This window comes from Burkholderia sp. LMG 13014 (assembly GCF_905232215.1).
GTDB lineage: Bacteria > Pseudomonadota > Gammaproteobacteria > Burkholderiales > Burkholderiaceae > Burkholderia.
In genome coordinates this window covers 1-20,900 of record NZ_CAJNKE010000060.1, presented here as the reverse complement: position 1 = coordinate 20,900, position 20,900 = coordinate 1, and the positions used below count along the sequence as shown (strand labels likewise).

Sequence of the window (20,900 nt, the reverse complement as noted above, 5' to 3'; positions counted from 1 at the left end):
CACGTCGGCCGCGTGCGGGCTGGCGTGCCAGCGTCCGTTGAAGGTCTTGCCGTGCCAGACGGCGGCGTCGAACAGTGCCGTGTTGTTGCTGCTATCCATGTACGCTCCTGATGAAATCGCGACCCGCCGAATCGAGATCGGGATCACCCCGACCGGCATCCGCGCGACGGTAGGCGACCAGGAGGACACGGCGCTATCCGGGTTTGTTCCCACCCGCCGCACCCGCGCCGGTCGGTGGGGGGAGGCATCGACGTGTGCGGAAACTGAACACTTCGATACGCCGCGCGACGGGCGTGTCGATTCCGCACCCACGGCCCATGCCAAAGTGGCTCTGGCGGCAGTCGAGGGCAACCGGACGCCGGTCGAACCGACGCACCGATCGATGTGCGTCCCAACCGGATCACCGCACAGGAAAGGTCGTTGCAGGCGTGCGCTGTCGACGTGTCCGGCACAGCAGGCCCAACGTCGAACGAGCCATCGGCGAACGTGAAAACCCGGGGCGCCAGGTGCGGTCGGCAACCGACTTGCCGAGAACGCACGGCGTCGTGCAAGCAATGCGAGATAATCGGGATCGTTCCGCAACACAGGCCCGTGCGAAGGCGAGCGCATATCACCGAGGTCGCCGCTCTCGTTGCGCCAGGTTGAAGCACCCGTCGTAGCGCAAACCGTGCCCGAGACAGAAGCAGACGTCGAGCATATGATCGCGACCGGGCCAGCTCCATTTCACAGGGGGTAAATTGACAAGCGACCAATCCGTGCTCGACAGCGCGTACCAGGCCTACCTGCGGGACAAATCCGCGAGCACCGGACTTGCGCTGTGTCGCGCGCTCAGACGCTCGGGTTACGCCGAAGAAGCGATCCGGGTGGTGCAAGAAATTGCAGACCGGGTTGAAGATCCGTTTCTGCGCGCGCAGATCGGTATCGACATGAACCATCTCGGCCTGTTTGCGCAGGCCGAAACGCTGTTGAAGCAATCGCTCACGGAACTTCACCACGAACCCGACCTCCGGGTGTTGAGCGCCGAACTCGTGATCGCACACTACGCTCAAGGTCATTTCCGCGAAGCCCGCGCGCTCGATCGGAGATCGCGCGATGCATGGGGGCGAGCCGGTGTGGTTTCGAATATTTATCCCGCGCACACGAGCGAGTACGGGCGAATTATCGACAAGCTGCTTCGATTCGACGAGTCGGTCGCCGGACGGCGCGTGCTCATCCTCCAGGAAGGCGGTCTTGGCGATGTGATCATGTTTTCCCGGTATCTGCACTTGTTGCGGGACGAAGGTGCGTCGACCATCGTATTGCAGGTGCCACGCATCTTGGCACCGGTATTCGCCGCCTACGACTGGATCACGATTGTCGAGAACGCCAGCGAAGCCATTGATCAAAGCGACGGCATCCTCTGCACCTTCGACCTCTTTGCCCGGTATCAAACGACGCCCTACTTCCCCAGCTGGACGAATCCATACGTACAGGCGCCAGCCGGACGAGAACTGCCGCCACGTATCGCCGACACGTTCAACAATCGACGCGATGGCGTTCGCGAGATCGGTCTGATCTGGCGCAGCAATACTTCGGTGCGCCACGAACCGTATCGATCCATCTCACTGGCGCAACTCGAGCCATTGTTCGGTGCGCCGGCGACCCGTTTCCACGCGCTACAGTTCGGCACGATCACCGATGAAGAGCATGCGCTGCTGGATAAACACGGTATTGGCGTCATTGGCAGCGAGTTGAGCGATCTCGGTGATACGGCCGTCATCCTCGATGCGCTGGATTTGCTGATTACGGTGGATACCGGGCCGGCTCACCTCGCAGGCGCACTTGGGCGCCGAGTGTGGCTGTTGCTGTCGGCCGCATGCGATGAGCGCTGGTCCAACAGCCATCGCGATACGCCGTGGTACCGATCCATGCAGTTGTATCGGCAGACAACGCTGGGCGACTGGAGCAGACCGGTATTGGAGATCGCGGATGCGTTGTCCGGCAACGACTCAGCGTGGTAGCCGATAGCACGTGTTGGCGCCGCGGCACGCGCACCTGTCGGTACGCGTACCCACGGCGTCGTAATTGAACCGGAATGCCGGGCTCCGCACACCTCACTCGTCAAAGCGATGATCGCCGTGCCCGGCGCGCGTCGATGCCCGCTGCGACGACGATGTGTCGCCCGTCACTCCACTTGGCGCAAGCTCCCGCGCGCCGCTTCCAGTGCGTCACGCACCGCCTCGGTAACGCTGCGCCAGTTACCGGGTGCTGCCTGACGAAAGGTCCGGATCTGCGGATACCACGGCCCCGTATCGCCGTGCGTGCCCCAGCGCCACTCCGGCGCACCGAGCATGACCCACGCGGGCAGCCCCAGCGAGCCGGCCAGGTGCACGGGCGCCGAGCAGATCGAGAGAGTCAGGTCCAGGGATGCGGCAAATACCGCCGTATCGTAAAGATCGTTCCACTCAGCGGATCGATTCAGGAGGGACAGTCCGCTACGTGCCGCGAAATCCGGCTCGAGCGGATGCTTCTGAAGCACGAACCAGTCGACGTCTTCAATCTCAGCCAACGGCTGAAGATCTTCAGGTGCGAGACTGCGAGCGCGCCCCGCGAAATAATTGGGTGACGTGTCCCAGCACAAGCCGATTCGCAGCCGGTCGGATGCGCGACGGCGGTCGGCCAGTGCCTTCGCGACGTCCGGGGCGTTCAGCTTGATATAGCCGTCCCGGTAGGTAGGTACCACCCCTTCGCTTGCCCCCAGTCTCGCGGGCAGCAAGTTTTCGAAGATCCAGTAATCGTAGTTGCCCCAGGTCTCGACAGGCCAGGCGCTCAACAATTCGTCGACGCCTTCGAGTTCGCGCAGAAGCCGCATCAACTCCGGTTTGACGCAGAGCGTGACATGGGCGCCCGCCGCCTTCAGGTCTCGGGCATAACGTGCGTACATCAGGCAATCGCCAAGGCCCAGATGGCTGATCACCAGAATGCGCTTGCCTTCGAGAGACTGCCCGCGCCACAAGCGGTCGTGATGGGCGGTCAGGACACCGGGGCCGCTGCCGAGCGATGCAAGATCCGCCAGCATTTCATATCGGCGCCAGCCGGCCTTCGTGTCACCCAGCAGCAAAAGCAGATTCGCGAGGGGAAACAGGACGTCGCCTCGATAGGGATCGTGTTCGGCGGCCCGGTACAGATAGCCCAGGCTTTCTTCGAAGCGCCCCAGCAAGTAGAGCGAGATGCCGCCCTGCACGAGCGCGCCCATCTCCGTCGGGTACTGCTCCAGGATCGCGCGCGCGATGCGTACGGCCCCTTCATGATCTTCGAGGAATCGATGGCGTGCCCGCAACGCGATGGTCAGGTCGCCGAATTCGGCCGCCTTCAAGCCGTGCCGGCGTGACGTATCGAAGTCGAGCATCTGAAAACTCGCGTCGGCCAGCATCAGATGCAACTCGGCATTGGACGGAAATGCGGCCAGGCCGTCTTTTAGACTGGCGATGGCGGCGGCGCGATCGTTCAGATGATTGAAGCAGATCAGCGCCCTTTCGCGCCACGGTACGGTCGACTCGGGTGTCGCGGCGATGGCGCGATCGCAAGCCTCGAGTGCTTTTCCTGTCTGCCCCTGACGCAAGCGTGCGTCCAGATAGGATTTCAGAACGATGTCGTGACGTGGATACTTTTCAAACAGGACCTGGAAAAGCTCGGCCGCCCGGTCGAACTGTCCGGCAGCCTCCGCGTCGCGCACCTGTGCAGCGACGCCATTGAAGTCCTCATCAAACGACATCCCGTTCCCCGATAGTTAGTTATGCAATTCGACAGCATCGACCTGCCCATCATGCTTCTGCGCGCTACGCCACTTGGATGGGCGCAACGCACGATTGCCGATCGGCCACGCCAATTCAGTGTGGCGGCGACTCGATTTCATGGGCCGGACAGGCCCGCATACCGGCGTTCTCCGCAGTGTTCGAATTTCGTCTGGCGGCGCGAGCGCCAGGTTTGAATTTGTTGCGCATTATCCAGCAGTTTCTTTTTCCCCGATATTCGTCGCGCCGGCGCAATTGGGGTGGTCAATCCGCGTTCGCCAGGTCGATGCTGTCCGGCGGCAAACCGCTCGCATATCGCTGCACGACGACGCGGTAAGCCTGCTCCAGATGACGCACGAAGCGACGCGTGTCGAAGAGCGGTGACCGATCCCGTGCGTCACGGAGCTTTTGCCTGATTGCGCCGAGCCTGTCTGGCGAGCGTGCAAGATCCACTGCGATGGCTTCATACGCGTCGAGATCCGGCGCGATCAATTCCGGCAACCCGAGCGCCGCCAGCAGACTCGCGCCATACCGGCTGGCAAACGTGTCGCCCGGAACCGTCAGTACCGGCAACCCGCACCAAAGCGCGCAGCTTGCCGTGGCCCCGGCGTTGAACGGAACGGTATCGAGGAAGAGATCGGCGCAGGCTTGCCGTGCGAAGTGGTCGGCCAATGGCACGCGTGGTGCAAAGACGATCCGTTCGGGATCGAGCCCGCGCGCGGCCGCTTCGCGTCGCAAATTGCCCTGTGCAATTTCGCTGTCTCGACAGTGGAGCCAGAGCACGCTGCCGTCGACCGCCTTGAGGATGCTGACCCAGCGTTCGAACATGAACGGCAGCAGCTTCACGGGATCGTTGAAGCAGCTGAATACGAATCCGTGCGCCGGCAGCCCATAGGCCGAACGATCCAGTCGCCTGCCAGGCTGCTCGCGATGGCGATCGTTGGGCTGAAACGAACCCGGCAGGTAAATGACCTGCTCTGAATAAAAGTGCCGGTGTGTGCGCGGAATCACGACCTCGTCGGCGACGATGTAATCGATATAGTCGGCACCCGTGCTGGCCGGATAGCCCAGGTAGGCGATCTGCACCGGCGCGATGCGCGTCGCGAACACCGTCGGCCGCGCGCCCATGGTGTGTCCGTTCAGGTCGATGGCGAGATCCAGCGTCTCGTTCAGTGCGATGGCAACGATCTCGTCCGATGTCATGCCGTCGACATCGTGAAAGCGATCGAAGGCCGTTCGCGCTCGCCGCTGTGCCGGGTCGTGCGGGTCGTCGAAGAACGAAAATGCATGGATCTCGAACTGCTCCCGATCGTGCAGCTCGAACACTTCCGCCATCAATTCCATCATCGGATGCGTGCGGAAGTCCGATGAAAAATAGCCGATGCGGATCTTTCTGCGCGGCATGCCTGCGGACCGAAAGACCGAATGCGTCGCGGGCCTGGGGATGCGTTGGGCAACATAGATCCGGGCCGCATCCAGTTGCTGCTGCGGGTCGACACATACGGCCAGATAGCGAAACGGTTCGATGGTCGGGCGGCCCTCGGCCACCCGGGAGGCGATGCCCCGCTGTAGCCCGTCAAGCCCGTCCCAGTCGAACGTGCGCAGCTGCGCGGTCAACAACGCGCCCAGCACCCACGGCTCGTCGGGATTGATCGCAACCGCGCGTTTGTAACGCTGGGCCGCCTCGTCGTAACGCGCCAAGCGGTCGAGCATGACCGCACTGTTGTTGAGCGCCCTCGCATCGTTCGGGTTCTGCGCCAGGATGCGTTCGCTCGTCTCCAGCGCCGCTTCATTGCACATGAGCCCGGCCAGCGCGGCGGTACGGTTGTGCAGCAGTTCGATTCGGCCGGGATGGAATGCCAGCCCTCGGTCGCAGCATTCGAGACACGCCTGAAATTGTTGCTTCAGCAACAACGCGTAAGCGCGCGTGCATAGCGCCCTCAACTGGGAAGGATCGAGTTGCAACGCGTGGTCGGTCTGCTCGAGCGCTTCGTCGACGCGGCCAAGACCGTTGAGCGACTGCGCCCGATAGCCCAGCAGGTACGCTCGAACGGACGGATCCGTCGCGGTTGAGAGCGCTGCGTCGTAAAAGGCGAGCGCCTCCGCCAAACGGCGCTGCTGACACAGCTGCAGGCCCTGCGAAAACTGCCGATCCAGTGCTTCCTGGGGTGCCGCCGATACGCGCGACGCATTCCGTTCGTCACGCAGGTGCTCGAGGGCCCCCGCTACACGTTCGACGACATCGTTCCACTGCCCCGGTTCCGATTGACGGAACAGTCGCGCGCGCGGATACCACGGCGAATCGTCGCGATCCGCGAACCAGCGCCAGCAGCCGTCGAAGCGCGACAGGATCCAGACCGGCTTGCCCAATGCGCCCGCCACATGGGCAACCGACGTATCGACGGTAATCACGAGATCCAGATGGGCGATGATCGCCGCCGTGTCCGCGAAGTCGCGCACGTGCGCCATCGGATCGACAGGACGCAGCGACGACGGAATCGTGTCGATCTGCCGATGGGCCGTTTCGCCCTTCTGCAAGCTCACGAAACTCACGCCCGGAATCGTCAGCAGCGGCAGATACGCGCTTGCCGGAAGCGAGCGCCGGCGATCCGTCGCGTGTGCCTGCGGCTGATCGGGGCGCGGATCGCCAGCCCAGACCAACCCGACCTTCAGGACGGCAGCCGGTACGCTGCCCCGCCAGTGCTCGACGAGCGGTGCCGGCACGTGCAGATAGGGCGCCGTCGCGGGTATCGTGTCGAGCGTCGTGCCGCAGCGCAACGGAAGACTCATGATCGGGACCGCGTAATCGTGTGCCGGAAGCGCCGCCGCTTCGTCAATCCCGACGCAACGATCCACGCCATCGACCGTTGCGATCAGGCGCGTCAACGCAGCCGGACACACCACCGTCAGCATCGACACGCCGCGCTGCTTGAGCAGCGGCAGATAGCGCGCGAATTGCACGACATCGCCGAACCCCTGCTCGGGCCAGACGACCAGCGATTTTCCGTCGAGCGGTTCGCCCTGCCAGCACGGCGCCGGCAGGCTTGCCAGCACGCGATACGACGAAGCGTCGCCCCAGTGCGAGGAAGGCTGGAAGCGCGCTTCGTAGTGCCGCCATCCTGCTTCGTACTGCCCCATCGCCAGCAGCACCAGGCTCAGGTTGAACGTGGTCGGCACGCGGTCGTGATCGAGCGTCAACGCGTGTCTCAACGCGGCGGCGGCCTCGTCCAGCCGGCCGACCTCATGCAGCAGCCGGCCCAGGTTGTTCCATACCTCCGCGAACGACGGATCGTATGCGAGCACGTCGCGGTAACACGCTTCGGCTTCGCCGTATCGCTGCTGGGCGAACAGCACGTTGCCGAGGTTGCCGCGCGCCTCGCGCGCGTCGGGTTGCAGCGAAACCACGCGCCGGAAACACGTCTCGGCCTCCGGCAACCGCCCGAGCGTGTGAAGCAGCGCACCGAACCGGTTGAGCGTCGCGGGGGCGTTCGGCTCGTGCACGAGCGATTCCCGATAATGCCGCTCCGCTTCGTCGGCTCGCCCGAGCACTTGAAGCAGCATCGCCAGATCGGCATGAACCACGGCGTCGCCCGGGCGGGCAATCACCGCATCGCGCAACATACGTTCGGCTTCGGCGTGACGGTCCATGACCTGCAGCAGCAGGCCGAGCCTGCGCAGCACCGGACTATGGCCGGGATGCAACGCCAGTACGCGGCGGTAGCAGGCCTCCGCTTCATCGAAGCGATGTCCATCATGAAGCAGCAGGCCGAGATTGACGCACGCATCCACGTTGTCAGGGTGAATCTCGATGGCTCGCCGGTAGCAATGTTCCGCCTCGCCGGCATGCCCTTCGACTTCGAGCAGAATACCGAGATTGTTCAGTGCCTCGGTGTGATCGGGGTAAAGCGCAATCGCCGCCCGGTAATGCCGCGCCGCATCCGCCGCCTGCCCGGCGTGATGCGCAGCGACACCTGCTGAAAATTCCGCGTTTGCCGCGCCGACGCGTGGCGCATCGCTGCCCGTAACGTTGTGTTCGCTCATGTTCGACTGGATGGGTGACGCTTCGCCATGGTCATCGGTTCAATCCGCCCGGTGCCCCGCTCCGGAACAAGCCCGGCAGATGCTTCGGAAACCGATCAGGGTCATATTGCGTGCCGGAACGGCAATGCTGCGGCTGCTGCGGCCATGCTGGCGCGCAGCCTTCACGCACGCCACCGACGACAAGGTGCCCGATTATTATCACGGCGCGACATCCCGGTGCAGCATAAAAATGCATCGCTGCCCGCGACATTTGTTAAATAGCTTGAATGACCGCCAACGGGCCAATGATTTGCCTTACTATCCGCCCGTCATCCTGGCTTATGTCGAATACGGTCGACCGACCTTGGGCAACGGCCGTGGTTTTTTATTGTCGGGAGCTCGAGCCGAGCGCCGATTTCATTCGAACGCTAGGACCGATCATGTTTCAGTCCCCCGGAGATTCCTTCGTCAACGGTTCGTTGCTGGGCCTGTGCGTCGAGGTTCCGCTTGCCGCGATCGTTTCGCTGGCGATGCACGGCGTCGACTGGAACGGGCAACGCATCGCGATGCTCATCGCCACGCCGGTACTGCTCGCGTGTATCGCCCTGCTGACCCGCCCGGTGGCATTCAGCACGGTATGGAAGCACAAGCGCTCGCCGTTCGTGCTCGACGACAATGTGCGCGCATCGATTTACGGCCGGCTCTGCGGGATTGCGATCGGCGTCGTGTTCGGCATCATGGTGGCGACGACGTTCGCCTGATCCGGTCATGCAGGCATTCACGACGCAGCTCACACTGCGCGCAGTCGCGGCTATTCAAGCACGTCACACGGCGCCTGACTGACGAACAGAAGCTCGCGCTGGACCGGTTGCTCGCGCTAATCTGTCGAGCCGGAAGACCGCCTACAACCGCATCAGGCGCCATGCGAAACGCCTGTCCCGGCAACGCCTTGACCTGCTGATCGACCAGATCGGCTGGCTCGACAGACTCGGCGATTTCGCGCTCGCCACGGCCGGCATTTCCGCTGCGAAACTACGCACGCTCGCCCAGCAGGCGATGGTGCTCGACGCGTCGACGCTCAAGAACGACACGCTGCCTGAGAAGCGCTATACGCTGATCGTCGCGCTTCTCAATCGCATACGGGTGCGCGCCCGCAACGATCTCGCCGACATGTTCATGCAGCCCATGGGCGCCATCCACAAGCGTGCGAGCGACGAGTGGGAGGTGATTCAGCGCAAGCAGCGTGATCAGGTCGAAGACCTTGTGGTCCTGCTCAACGGCGTCGCCGATATCCTCGCCGATGAATTTACGAATGCCCCCCCCGCTTGTTATCGGCACACTCCCGCATCACGGTGTCGCTCCCTGCGGCCAGCGGTGCCGTAAAGGCAAGCACGGTTTCGATGAATGCGCGCCGATCTGGGCCGGGCAGCAGGTGCGCGTAGTGGGATGCGCCCGGCAGTTCGGCGAATCGTGTGGAAGCCGCGTTAGTCAGATGTGCCAACAAGGTCTGCGCATCCACCGGCCGTGACCAGAAATCATTGCCCGACCGCAGGATCAGCACGTGCGAGCGGATGAACGACGCATCGAAGATGGGCCGGCCGTTGACCATCAGCAAGGTATCAGCAAGCGGCCCGGTGGGATGGCGAAAACTGGCAGGATGCCGGGTCTTCGCGGCCTTGTCTCCTTCCATGGCCAACGCAACGTAGCGCTCCAGAAAGGCAGGATCGATGCCTTCGTCGCGCCAGCGGTTGCCCAGCGAGCCGGCGGTCGAGGACTGGTAGGCACCATAATGCTTCCGGTCCAGTTGTGCGGGATCGTCCGGATCGCCGAACTCCGCCTGCAAGTGCCAGCCGCCCGCCGGGCCGCCATACGCGCCGTTGTAGTAGATCAGATGCGAGATGCTTTCCGGGTAGAGCGACGCATAATGGCCGAGCCACTGCGAGCCAGTGGCCCATCCCATCGCCGTCAGGCGCGTTTCCCCCGGGTTGCGGCGCTGAATCTCGCGAACGACCGTCGCAATGTCCCGCACCGCCTGGTTGGATCGCACGGCCGGAGGTGCGCCAAGGCGCCCGTCGTCCATTTCGGGCGGAAATTCCGATCGCCCGAAACCGCGCACATCCATGAGATAGAGATGATGTCCGGCTTTTGCGAACGCCTCCGCCGTGGAAGGCTCCCTCGCATCGACGTCCCAACTCGCCAATACTCCCGGCCTGCCGCCGTTGACCAGAAGCATGGGGCCGCGATCGACGCACGCCTTGTCGTCGCGCAGTTCACGCACGAAAATTTTCAGGCCATCTTCGGCCCGTACGGTGTAGTCGCGACGCATCACTTCAGCGCGAATTTCCTGCGCGGAGTAGGAAGCAAAACTAAGTAATGCGGCGATGGCCCACTTGGTATGACGCATCGTGTCCCCAAAGGCAGTAGCGGTAGGGAAGATTGTCCCGATCTATCGATGATCTATCTATAATGGCTTTGAATATTTTTGATATCGCTGCGATATGGAACTTCGCCACCTGCGCCATTTTCTTGCTGTCGCCGAGGAATTGCATATGGGACGCGCTGCTCAGCGGCTTGGCATGGCGCAACCACCGCTCAGTCAATCCATTGCACGCCTGGAAAAGGAACTGGGAATTCGGTTGTTTGCCCGCGCCCATCGGCGCTTGACCTTGACCGTCGCGGGCGCAGCTTTCCGTGAGGAGGCGCAAGCCTCAGTCCACCATGCCGATCGCGCGACCGCCATCGCACAGTCAGTGGAAAGCGGCGAGGCAGGGGTCGTTCGAATCGGGTTCGATTCGGCCGCCCTGTACGAGCACCTGCCCCGACGGTTACTCGCCATGAGGACGCGGTTCCCAGCAATTCAACCCGAATTGCGCGAGCTTTCGACTAACGACCAGTTGAGTGCGCTCGCAAGCGGCAGGATCGATATCGGATTCGCCCACCCGCCGTTCAACTTCGCTGGCCCACTACGTGTTCATCCCTTCACCCCGGAGAACAGCATCGCGGCGCTGTTCGACGACGGACAACACGGAGATACCACGCTGCGGGACATTGCCGACCGGGGGCTGATCTTGTTCCCCGCCTCTCAAGGGCCGGTCCTGCATGCACAATTGCTCGATACTTTTACCAAGGCAGGAATGGATGTGCGGATCGTCGCGGAAGCCAACCGCGCATTGAGCCTCTTATCGCTGGTCTCCGCCGGACTCGGCGCCACGCTCTTGCCGACCTCGACACAACGCCTCCAGTTCGCAGGGGTTCGCTATGCTCGCGTCCTGGACGCGAGTCTCCCGACGTGGCCCCTCGCCATGTTCATGAGCCAGGGGCCCGCATCGCCCCATGTAAAAAGGGTGTGGCGCTTGTTCCAGGAATACGAAGCGAGCGACGCGATCGATAGCGCTCCAACGTCCACGAGAGGCGGCAGCCTTGTCTAATGGTCCGACTGGCGTTGCGGTCGACGCCAGCGGCAACGTGTACGCAGCAGACTCCCGCAACAACGAAATCCGCAAGATGAGGTGTGGCCGGCAAGCGCTCGCCGATAGCAGCCATAGCCGATACCGGACGGCAGCTCTCGTTCAGCGAGGACTGCCGGTCACGCCCTCGCGCTGGAACCCGGCGACGCCGCTTGTCGCAAGTCTCGAGGAGGACGGCACCCGTATCGAAAGCACTCGACGCTGGCGCGTGCTGAGGCGGTTTTTCGTGCTGGTCGCCGATGCGATCCAGGACGAGCTTTCGACAGCGCGTATTCGCCCGAATCTCCCGCTCACCCGGGCGTCTTCTCATGGCCTTCGATCACGTCGCCGCCAGCAGCGCGTTGAACGACGTATCCCAGAGCGGCGCGACATTGGCCGGCCCATCCAGCACACCGATCCGCGCAAACACATCCGCGACCTGCTGATGCTGCGCCACCACGTCGGGCGTGACCGGCAGCAGCGCGTAGTCTTCGCTGCGCTGGTCGAACATCGCGACGAGATCGGCAACCGGCACGCGCGTCTCGCGATTCTGCGCGAGCGCATGGTCGCGGACATGCCCGTTCGCCCACGCATACGCGCGCCGAAATCGCAGCAGCAGATCGCCCGTCGCCGCACGACGGCGCGCATCGTCGAGCGTGCGCGGGTTCGCATAGACCGGAAAATTGCCCGACAGATAGCCCTTCCCCGTCTTCAGCACGCGCGCACCGTAGCGGTTGCGCGCGAGCTGGCCGTTGTAGCCGTAGATCGCCCATGCGTCGATATCGCCGCGGTCGTAGGCGGACAACCCGTCGGTCGGTGACAGGTTGATCGGCTGGATGTCGTCGAAGCCCAGGCCGGCCTCCGTGAGCTGGCGATACAGGAAGTAGTGCGATGTCGTTGCGCGCACGTACCCGACGCGCTTGCCCTTCAGATCCGCGATGCTGTGGATCGACGTGTCCTTGCGCGCGAGCGTGACCTGGTTGTTGAGATCTTCGCGCACGCGGGTGATGAGCCGGACGTTGGCCTTCTGGCGCGCAGCGAACACGGCCGGAATTTCGCTACCCGAACCGATGTCGAGCGCATCCGCATTGAGCGCCTCGATGTGCAGCACGCCGTTGTTCAGCTCGCGCCAGTCGATCCGGTATGGCGTGTCGGCCAGCCCGGCCGCCTGCAGCAGCGCACGCCAGCCGCCCTTGTAGGTCGCGACGCGCAACGTGGTGCCGGCGAGATCGGCGTTGACGGCGGCCGCCGCGAGCACGGCCTTCGCGGCGAATGGGGCCGCCACGACCGCGGTGCCGGCCAGCAGTAAACGGCGGCGTGCCGCCGAAATGGACGACATCGGATACTCCTGTCAGTCGGTCGATCGGATAGGACGTGAAAACCGCCGCGTCAATGCAGCACCGGAAATCCGTGGCGCTCGGCCAGCAGCTCGAGGATGCGGCGCGCGTCGGTGACGAAGCGCACGTCGCCGAGCGTCCGTGCGTCGTCCGGTGCCGGCTGGTCGCGGCCGAGCACGAGGACCGGCAGTCCCTGATGCGCATCGTCGAGCGCGTCGATCACCGCGTGCCGCGGCCGCTCGAAGCCGACGCGTTTCACGTCGATGCGGCCCGCGCGATCCGGCGCGCTCGCGAGCAGCCCCTCGATCGACAGGCCATGCGGACAGACGAAGCGCTGGCCCGGATGCTTCGGATCGGCAAAGCCCGGTTCCAGCAGAAACAGCACATCGCGACTCATGTCAAACGGCTCCCGTATAGGTTGTTCAGCCGGGACGAACGCGCGCTTGCGCGCCCTTCCGTTCCCGGAGCATGCCGGCCCGAGGCCGGATGTCCGACTCTACCGTCCCCCGTCGCAGGGCCCTACCAACGTTTTGCGGAATCGATATGCGGATGCATGTAGCGCATCGGGCACCCACCGCACAGCGTGCGTTGCATAAAAACATCGTGCGCCGGGCCAGATGTATTGCGGATATCGAACGATTTCATCGATCGATATGACGACGCTCGCGCGTTTCGAGCGCGTGACGTTCGCCGTTCGTGCAATGCGTTCGCCGCAGCATGAATGCCGGACGCGATCGCGACGCACATGCCGGGTGTGCGGCAACGCACATTACAAATCGGCCGCGCCGCGATTTACAAACCACGGATCGGCCGTTCGCCGGCGCGACCGTCATCAATAGCATCGTGATCCTCGCAGATGTACCCATAAAAACAGAGGATAGTCATGATCAAAAAATCGGTAGTCCTGGGTTTGGTTTCGATCGCTTCGGTCAGCGCGCATGCGCAGAGCTCGGTCACGTTGTACGGCGTCGTCGATGCCGGTTTCGCTTATACGAACAACCAGGGTGGCGCGAGCAACATCCAGCAGACGAGCGGCAAGCTGAGCGGCAGCCGCTGGGGCCTGAAAGGCGTGGAAGATCTCGGCGGTGGCCTGCGGGCGGTCTTCACGCTCGAAAGCGGCTTCCGGCCAAGCGACGGCGGGCTCGGCCAGGGCGGCCGCCTGTTCGGCCGCTCCGCATACGTGGGCCTGGCCAAGTCGGGCATCGGCACGCTGACCTTCGGCCGCCAGTACGAACCGATCACCGACCTCGTCGCGCCATACTCGGGGTCCGGCTTCTGGTCGCCCGCCACGCACGTGGGCGACAACGACAACATGAACCAGAGCTTCCGGCTCAACAACGCGGTGAAGTTCCGCAGCGACACGATCGCCGGCTTCACGGCCGACCTGCTCTATGCGTTCAGCAACCAGGCCAACGGCGGCGCCGGCACCGGGTTCTCGAACAACAACGCGTGGGGCGCGTCGGCGAACTACGTGAACGGCCCGTTGTCGGTGGGCGCCGGCTATGTGCGCTTCAATCATCCGAATTCGACGTCGAATACCAGCGGTGCCGTGGGCGGCGCGACCTCGACCACCGGCAACGACTACAGCGGCGCGTTCTTCTACGGGCTGAACGGCGGCGTGCGCAAGCAGCAGATCGGCGTGGTGGGCGCGAACTACGCGCTCGGCCGGGCGACGCTCGGCTTCGCGTGGAGCCACACGCAGCTCGACTATCTCGACGGCTCGTCGCGCAAATTCAACAACTACGACGTGAACGCGCGTTACCAGATCACGCCGGCGGCCACGCTGATCGGCGTCTATACGTTCACCGACGGGCGCGCGAGCGGCCTGCCGGGCACCGGCGGCCAGACGCTGAAACCGCGCTGGCACCAGTTCACGCTCGGTTTCGACTATGCGCTGTCGAAACGCACCGACCTCTACCTGTCCGGCATCTACCAGCTCGCGGCCGGCGATCCGAGCACGGCAACGGCGGGCGGCTATCGCACGATCGCTGCGATCTCGAACATCGGCAGCGCGTCGTCGACCAACCGCCAGGTCGCGCTCGTCAGCGGGCTGCGCGTGAAGTTCTGACGGCACGCGCATCGGGCACGGCGCAGCATGGCGCGATAAGCAAAGCGGGAATCGTTGTTTGCCGCGCCGTGTCCGGTTGTCGAGAATGGGCGTTTCCCGCGTGCGATACGTGTTTGACCATGATCGACTCCCGTCTCCCTCCTCGCGCGCCGCGCAGCAGCTGGCGCGCGGCACTGCGCCAGCTCGGCAGCGGATGGGTGGCCGCGAGGTTGCCTGACGGTGGCACGCTGGTGAGCCAACCCCGCGTCCCGCCCGGCCTGCTCGACGTGCCGCTGTCGACACGCGTGCAGTCGCTGCCGCGGCCCTACGGCGCTCCGAAGCCGTACCAACGCGACGTGATCCTCCTCGGCGCCCGCCGTTGCCGTTCGGTGCGTGCCCAACCCGCAAGGAAGCCATCATGAGCGACGCCTCCGTCGCCACGCCGGTCGCGCCGTCGCCGTTCGTCGACGTTCGCTCGCCGGCGGATTTCCCCGACAGCCCAGTGTCGCGCGTCCTCGCGCAGCCGCTGATGCTCGGGCTGTTCCTGCCGATCCAGGCCGGCGGCTGGAGCGCGTCGACGCTGCCGCGCACGACCGACTGGACGTTCGACTACAACGCCGACCTGGTCGCGCGCGCGGAGGCGCTCGGCTTCGATCTCGTGTTCGCGCTGTCGCAGTGGCTGCCGAAAGGCGGCTACGGCGGCGTGTTCGACGGCCAGGCGCTCGACTCGTTCATGACGCTGGCCGCGCTGACCGCGCGTACCGAACGGATCATCCTCGTCGCGACGAGCCACGTGCTCTACGGGCCGTGGCATCCACTGCATTTCGCGAAATTCACCGCGACGCTCGATCACATCTCGCGCGGGCGCTGGGGCATCAACGTCGTGACCGGCCACCGCGCGATCGAGCACGAGATGTTCGGCTGGAACCGGATCGAGCACGACCGGCGTTACGACATGGCCGCCGAGTTCCTCGATGCGGTTCAGCAGTTGTGGGCGCAACCGGACAATTTCAGCTACACGCCCGCGCTGTCGAGCTGGCGGCTGGGTGGTGCATTCGTGACGCCGAAGCCGTGCCATGGCCGTCCGCTGCTGATCAATGCAACGGGCTCCGATGCAGGCATCGACTTCGCGGCACGCTATTCGGACATCGTGTTCGTCACGAGCCCGGCCGGCCACGACGCCGAACGCGCACTCGATGCGCTGCCCGCGCATACCGCACGCGTGAAGGCCGCCGCCGCGGCGCGCGGCCGGACGATTCGCACGCTGCTCAACCCGCTCGTGATCTGCCGCGAGACGGCAGCCGAAGCGCGCGCGTACCGCGACGCGATCGTCGCGCATGCGGATGAAGGCAGCTTTCATCGCTTCGACAGCGATGCCCATGCCTGGCGTGGCGGATTCGAGCAGCGCTCGCAGGCCGCGGCACGCGCGATCGGCGGCAATATCTCGATCACGGGCTCGCCGGACGAAGTCGCCGATACCATCGTGCGACTGCACCGTGCCGGCATCGACGGCATCCAGTTGAGCTTCTACGACTTCAAGCCCGATCTCGACTTCTTTGGCGAGCGCGTGCTGCCGCTGCTGCGTGACGCCGGCCTGCGGCGCTGACGTCAGGAAGTGATTGCGGTGCGCGCCGGCGCGACACGGTCAGGTTAGAACACCCGGCCTTCTGTCAGGTGCGTCGTCACGCCGTTCAGCTCGTAGTCGCCGATCACGCGCGCCTTGTGCAGCAGCGGGTTGTGACTGAAGATCGTGCGCAGGTTGCGCCAGTGCCGGTCGAGGTTGTGTTCGCGCGCCGTCGCCGATGCCCCGCCGACTTCGAACAGCCGCTCCGCCGCATGCAGCGCAAGCTTGCTGACGATGAGCTGCGTGCGCGCCGTGGCGAGCGCACTGTCGAGCACGAGTGCATGCGCATCGGCATCGCCGGCTTCGATCGCGTCGGCGGAGCGGTCGAGCGCCCGCGCGTTTTCGCGCACGAGCGCATCGATCGCGTGGCTGTGCGCGGACAGCTCGCCGACGACCTGCTGGATGAAATGATCGTCGCGCGCGGTCGGCGCCGGGCTGTGCAGCGCCGGGCGGCCGTGCGCGAGCACGTAGCGGCGCGCATCGGCGACCACGTTGCGCACGATGCCCGCGCCCGTCGCGACGAGATGCAGCTGCCGCAGCGCGCCGCAATGGCGGCCAACGAGCGTCGAGCCGTCGCGCGCGGCCACTTCATCCGCGAACACCTGCACGTCGTCGAGCAGCAGGCTGCCGCTCGCGGTCATGCGCTGCCCCATGCCGTCCCAGTCGTCGAGCACCTGCACGCCGTCGCGCGCGACGGGAATGATCACGGCGACGGCATCGCCCTGCTCGTTTTCCACATTGATGCGTGCGAAATCGGCAAACGCGGTGCCGGTCGAATAGTATTTTCGGCCCGCCACGCGATAGTGATCGCCGTCCCGGCGCAGCACGGCGGTGTTCTCGCCGGGCCGCGACGTGCCGCGTTCGGTCGACGCGCCGCCGAAGATCGCGCCGGCCCGCACACGTTCGAGCTGCACGTCGTTGAACGGCGTGCGCGCCGACAGCCGCAGCGTCTCGGTCTGGTCGTAGTGGATCCGCAGCGCGTGCGCGAGATTCGAATCCGCGGCGGCCAGCGTCGCGACCGTGTTGAACAGATCGACCAGCGTGCCGCCGAGACCGCCGCGCGCGACCGGAATCCGCAGCACGCCCAGCGCCGAGCGGCGGAAGATCGCGAAACCCTCGAACGGCAGCTCGCGCCGCGCCTCGCGTTGCGCGGCATCCTGTCCGATCGCGTTCGCGAGATCGGGCAGCGCGGCGAGCGCGTCGCGCAACGCGGCGCGCGGATCGACGGCATCACGGGCAGTCATTCGGCAGGTCCTGGTTCGAGAAGATCGGGCGCTGCGTCGCGCGATCGCGGCATTCGCGAACCGCCACATGCGCAGCATCGCAAAGTATAGGGACGCTCCCGGCGCGCGCGAAAAACCGATTTCAGCTTTTGTTATGCGTGGGCCGGGAATGGTCGCCCACCATCGCGCCGTGGTGGGGTGCGCTGGCGCTGCACGGTCGCGCGTGTCGGATACGAACCGGGCCGAGCGCGGCCGTCGCGACTGCGTCGACGGGGCGACGGGGCGACGGGTCGACGGGTCGAGTACGTGCACGGTGCCTTCCGGATTCCGGATGTCGATCAGCCCGTGCTCGTCGCGGATGCGTATCGGCGGCACGCCCCCCGCTCTCGCGCGGTCGATGCTTTCGCGCACGGCCGGGTGCTGGCCACATCGGCCTTGACGACGGCCGGATGGCATTGGCCGCGATCGGGATCGGAAAGGTCGGGCTCGACGTGGTCGGCATGCCATGCGTCGCGGGCCGTACCAACCGCCGCCCAGGGTTTCCAGCGCGGCGACCTCGTCGGCGTCAACGCGCTTGAGAACACACATTGCAGGCTAGGCGGGCACGTCCCGCAGACGTGCCCGCCCGGGCCTCCCGGCAGTCATGGCCGCCGCGGCGACGCGCCGTGCCGCGTTACTGCTTGCTGCACAGACCCATCACGAAGAAGCCGGAGCCGTTCGGCTCATCCAGCCAGTACATCGTGGAATTGTTGACCGGCAACAACACCGTCGTTTCCTTTTCCTTCGCGAGCTGGATCTGGGCGGCGATCAGCCCGTCGATCCCTTGGGCCACGATCGGGTCGCTCTGGGTACGCGCGGCGGTATCGAGGTCGAACGCCGCGTTGAAGTAGAGCGGAGTCTTCGTCTGGCCGTCCGGACTCACCATCTGCGTGCCGCTGATCGTCGACTGGACCACATCGGCCTTGCCCGTCAGCCGGTTACCGACGGTGGTATCGGGCTCGACACACACCCACTGGCCGTCATAGGCGCCACTCGCGAGCGTGCGCGTCGTCGTGAGCACCATCGAGCCGGTACGCGGCGTGCCCTCGGGCGACGTGCCGAAGCGGTCGACCAGCAACGTCACGTTGCCGCCCTGCCGCGTGACGAATGCACGTCCGTTGATTTTCCCGCCCACCATCATGTCGAACGCGCCGGGATACGTCGCCTGGTCCGGATCCGGCACGAACGTCGCCGTATCGACGAGTGACGCCCCGGTATCCGTGTCCAGGTTCGTGCAGGTATCGGCATACGGCTTGCCGAAGCAGAAGCGGGCGCTGCCGTCCGCGTTGATCCGGACCTGGCCGGCCTCCGGCTCCTGCGTGCCGACCGGCACGCCGTCCTGGCGGCGATCCCCGGCCAGCGACACGAAGCTGTACGCACCGGCCAGCGACGCGACATCGGTCACGCCGTTGTTCGTCAGTGCGAGTTGCCCCTGCAGCAAGCCGCCGCCGCCGAGCAGGTTCGGCACGTTGGACAACGAACCGCTCAACAGGCCCGCGCCGTTGTCGTCCTTCGTCAGCGCAAGCGACAGCGACAACGCGGCGATCTGATCGGGAGACAGCGTCACGCCCGGGCCCGCGGCCAGGTTCGACACCACGAACTGTCCGTTGCCTGCGGTCCGGTAGGTGCCGATCACCTGGCCGGCCAGGCCGAATTGCGAGTTGACGAACGTCAGCGTCAACTGGCCGGCCGCCGGCCGATCGACGTCGATGCGGATCGTATCGCCGAATCCGACCGTGCCGACATAGCTCGAGCCGGACGCGAGCGGCGTCACGGCCGCGCTGGCGGCGCCCGACCCGTTCGTCCCGCCGGGGCCGGTGGTGGCCGCCGGGCTGCCCGAGTCGCCGCCGCCTCCGCATGCGGCGAGCAGGATCGATACGCTGGCGCTGATGCCGAAAACGAGAAGTTTGGAAGATTTCATGGTTTTAATGGGAAGGTGACAAATGGACAGATTCAATGGACAGGTCGACGGCCGGCGCACCGCTCAGGCCGGCGAACCGGCATCGAACGCACGAAAACGTGCGCGCAGCAGCGGATGCGCGTCGACCAGCCGCGCGCAGAGCTCCGGGAAGCGCCGCAGAAACGGAATCAGGGCTGTGTCGTCGCGGGAAAACATGCCCTGGTTCGTCGGGCAATCCAGGACGACCTTGGTCTGGCCGTCGCTGATCTCGATGCGCGGCCAGGCAAGACAGATGAAGCATCCGCCGATAAATATGTTGGTATCCGAATGAAATTCGCGCGGAACGGACTTCATGATGAATTGCAGTGCCCTGGATTCCATGGATGGTCGCAGCCTGTCAGTGACTCGTCCGATTCGCACGCACTCGTCGAATGCATGCGGCATCGACGCTCCGTTCGGGCGTCTTGCCTGTCTATTCGGATCGCCACGGCATTTGTTCGGTCGATGAGCACTTTTTTTTCGTGTCGCACCCAACCGACGACGTCGCGTTGAATGCCATGACACTACCTTTTAGGTTGCATTGAAACTTATTGAGACCTGTCTGTCAACAAGTAGCAATGCGACTATTCAGGTCGTGTCATGAGGTGAGCACATGGACCAAGAAGAAGCACAGGCCCTGGCGGAGTGCGTCGGGCGCGCGATTGCCCGCAAACGGGTGGAAGCCGGTCTGACCCAGGAACAGGTGGCGGAGCAGTTGTCGCTCGGGCGGGAGGCGATCGCACGGATCGAGCGTGGCACATCGATTCCGACCATCGTGCGCCTCGCCGAATTCGCGGCGCTGTTCGGCTGCGCGACCGAGGAATTGCTGACGGGGGCGTCGCCGAGAATCGACGATCAGACGTTGACGATCATGCGCAATCTGCGCGAATTGGCACCGCGGGATCGCCAGATGCTGGTCGAATGGGTGGAAACGTTTGCGCAACGCCTGCGCCGCCATCGCGACTGACCACGCGCCGCGCCGGCGGTGCTATTGCGCCGGGGCACGCCCGGCGCGACGGCCGGCATCCCGCAGCATCAGGTTCAGCGCATCCGACCAGTTCTGCGCGTCACTGCCCTGCCCGCGTGCCGCCCGCAGCTGCGCGAGATCGAGCTTGGCACGCACGACATCCTGCGCCGCCGCACGCGCCAGCCATTTCTCGGCTTCGCCGTAGTCGCGCGCGACCAGCTTGCCCTCGAAGTAGGTTTCGCCGAGCAGCGTCTGCGCGATCGGGTAATTCATCTGCGCCGCACGCCGGTAATACGCGAGTGCCGCGCGCGGATCGCGGGGCGCGCCGAATCCGCCCTCTGCGATCCTGCCGAGCGTGGTCAACGCGGCCGCGTCATTCGAGCGTGCCCGTAACGCGCGGATCGATGCAACGTCCGCATGCTGCGCGGCGGCTTCGATCCGGTGCTCCGCATCGGTCCACGAGTCCTCCCGCTGCTGTTGCGCGT

At 64.9% G+C, this 20,900-nt stretch carries 15 protein-coding genes and 5 pseudogenes; 10 read left to right on the top strand and 10 right to left on the bottom strand.

The annotated features are described in order from the left end of the window. Positions 1-755 precede the first annotated feature (755 nt). Positions 756-2,000, top strand: coding sequence for a glycosyltransferase family 9 protein (locus tag JYJ84_RS10360; protein ID WP_175220507.1), 1,245 nt, complete (start codon positions 756-758; stop codon positions 1,998-2,000). 164 nt (positions 2,001-2,164) lie between these two features. Here the strand turns inward: JYJ84_RS10360 and JYJ84_RS10355 are convergent, their stop codons facing one another. The 3 genes and pseudogenes from JYJ84_RS10355 to JYJ84_RS37705 form a co-directional block, all read right to left on the bottom strand. Next, positions 2,165-3,754, bottom strand: a complete 1,590-nt coding sequence (locus tag JYJ84_RS10355) for a tetratricopeptide repeat protein (RefSeq protein WP_175220509.1) — start codon at positions 3,752-3,754, stop codon at positions 2,165-2,167. A gap of 283 nt (positions 3,755-4,037) precedes the next feature. Continuing rightward, entirely contained in the window at positions 4,038-6,497 is a 2,460-nt protein-coding gene (locus JYJ84_RS10350) for a glycosyltransferase family 9 protein (RefSeq protein ID WP_240201849.1), read from the bottom strand. A 504-nt stretch (positions 6,498-7,001) separates the two neighbouring features. After that, positions 7,002-7,814, bottom strand: a pseudogene (locus tag JYJ84_RS37705) (tetratricopeptide repeat protein); the annotation flags it as partial. Between the two features lie 266 nt (positions 7,815-8,080). Between JYJ84_RS37705 and JYJ84_RS10345 the strand changes: the two are divergent. Together JYJ84_RS10345 and JYJ84_RS38510 are read left to right on the top strand one after the other, a co-directional pair. After that, positions 8,081-8,554, top strand: a complete 474-nt coding sequence (locus JYJ84_RS10345) for a hypothetical protein (protein WP_240201848.1) — start codon at positions 8,081-8,083, stop codon at positions 8,552-8,554. Positions 8,555-8,592: 38 nt separating this feature from the next. Next, positions 8,593-9,098, top strand: a pseudogene (locus JYJ84_RS38510) (Tn3 family transposase); the annotation flags it as partial. Position 9,099: 1 nt separating this feature from the next. Here the strand turns inward: JYJ84_RS38510 and JYJ84_RS10335 are convergent. Next, positions 9,100-10,197, bottom strand: coding sequence for an alpha/beta fold hydrolase (locus tag JYJ84_RS10335; protein ID WP_175220513.1), 1,098 nt, complete (start codon positions 10,195-10,197; stop codon positions 9,100-9,102). 94 nt (positions 10,198-10,291) lie between these two features. Here JYJ84_RS10335 and JYJ84_RS10330 point away from each other — a divergent pair, with 94 nt between their 5' ends. The 3 genes and pseudogenes from JYJ84_RS10330 to JYJ84_RS38500 all read left to right on the top strand — a co-directional run. Next, positions 10,292-11,221, top strand: a complete 930-nt coding sequence (locus JYJ84_RS10330; protein ID WP_175220515.1) for a LysR substrate-binding domain-containing protein — start codon at positions 10,292-10,294, stop codon at positions 11,219-11,221. Beyond that, positions 11,214-11,285 (top strand): annotated as a pseudogene (locus JYJ84_RS38505) (hypothetical protein); the annotation flags it as partial. The gene JYJ84_RS10330 and the pseudogene JYJ84_RS38505, both read left to right, overlap by 8 nt. A gap of 30 nt (positions 11,286-11,315) precedes the next feature. After that, a pseudogene (locus JYJ84_RS38500) lies at positions 11,316-11,579 on the top strand (integrase); the annotation flags it as partial. On the opposite strand, the gene JYJ84_RS10320 reads toward JYJ84_RS38500, so the two are convergent. Further along, the gene (locus JYJ84_RS10320; RefSeq protein ID WP_175220517.1) at positions 11,580-12,578 is read right to left on the bottom strand and encodes an ABC transporter substrate-binding protein; all 999 of its coding nucleotides are present in this window, start codon (positions 12,576-12,578) and stop codon (positions 11,580-11,582) included. A 50-nt stretch (positions 12,579-12,628) separates the two neighbouring features. After that, a complete protein-coding gene (locus tag JYJ84_RS10315) occupies positions 12,629-12,973 on the bottom strand; it encodes a DUF3088 domain-containing protein (protein ID WP_175220519.1) in 345 nt (114 codons plus the stop codon). Positions 12,974-13,459: 486 nt separating this feature from the next. On the opposite strand from JYJ84_RS10315, the gene JYJ84_RS10310 reads away from it, so the two are divergent. The 3 genes from JYJ84_RS10310 to JYJ84_RS10300 all read left to right on the top strand — a co-directional run bounded on the left by JYJ84_RS10310 (position 13,460) and on the right by JYJ84_RS10300 (position 16,229). Further along, positions 13,460-14,644 (top strand): porin, encoded by a 1,185-nt coding sequence (locus tag JYJ84_RS10310; protein WP_174957284.1) that lies wholly within the window; start codon positions 13,460-13,462, stop codon positions 14,642-14,644. A gap of 119 nt (positions 14,645-14,763) precedes the next feature. After that, a complete protein-coding gene (locus JYJ84_RS10305; RefSeq protein ID WP_175220521.1) occupies positions 14,764-15,045 on the top strand; it encodes a hypothetical protein in 282 nt (93 codons plus the stop codon). Further along, positions 15,042-16,229 (top strand): LLM class flavin-dependent oxidoreductase, encoded by a 1,188-nt coding sequence (locus tag JYJ84_RS10300; protein WP_175220523.1) that lies wholly within the window; start codon positions 15,042-15,044, stop codon positions 16,227-16,229. The genes JYJ84_RS10305 and JYJ84_RS10300 overlap by 4 nt, the downstream gene beginning before the upstream one ends. A 44-nt stretch (positions 16,230-16,273) precedes the next feature. On the opposite strand, the gene JYJ84_RS10295 is transcribed toward JYJ84_RS10300, so the two are convergent. The 3 genes from JYJ84_RS10295 to JYJ84_RS10285 all read right to left on the bottom strand — a co-directional run bounded on the left by JYJ84_RS10295 (position 16,274) and on the right by JYJ84_RS10285 (position 19,853). Then, the gene (locus JYJ84_RS10295) at positions 16,274-17,491 is read right to left on the bottom strand and encodes an acyl-CoA dehydrogenase family protein (RefSeq protein WP_175220776.1); all 1,218 of its coding nucleotides are present in this window, start codon (positions 17,489-17,491) and stop codon (positions 16,274-16,276) included. Between the two features lie 652 nt (positions 17,492-18,143). Next, the gene (locus tag JYJ84_RS10290; RefSeq protein WP_175220525.1) at positions 18,144-19,430 is read right to left on the bottom strand and encodes a hypothetical protein; all 1,287 of its coding nucleotides are present in this window, start codon (positions 19,428-19,430) and stop codon (positions 18,144-18,146) included. 63 nt (positions 19,431-19,493) lie between these two features. Then, complete coding sequence (locus tag JYJ84_RS10285) at positions 19,494-19,853, bottom strand: hypothetical protein (protein WP_155292032.1); 360 nt, start codon at positions 19,851-19,853, stop codon at positions 19,494-19,496. Between the two features lie 208 nt (positions 19,854-20,061). On the opposite strand from JYJ84_RS10285, the gene JYJ84_RS10280 reads away from it, so the two are divergent. Beyond that, complete coding sequence (locus tag JYJ84_RS10280) at positions 20,062-20,415, top strand: helix-turn-helix domain-containing protein (protein ID WP_089454409.1); 354 nt, start codon at positions 20,062-20,064, stop codon at positions 20,413-20,415. A 21-nt stretch (positions 20,416-20,436) separates the two neighbouring features. On the opposite strand, the pseudogene JYJ84_RS10275 reads toward JYJ84_RS10280, so the two are convergent. Next, positions 20,437-20,900: pseudogene (locus JYJ84_RS10275) on the bottom strand (SEL1-like repeat protein); the annotation flags it as partial.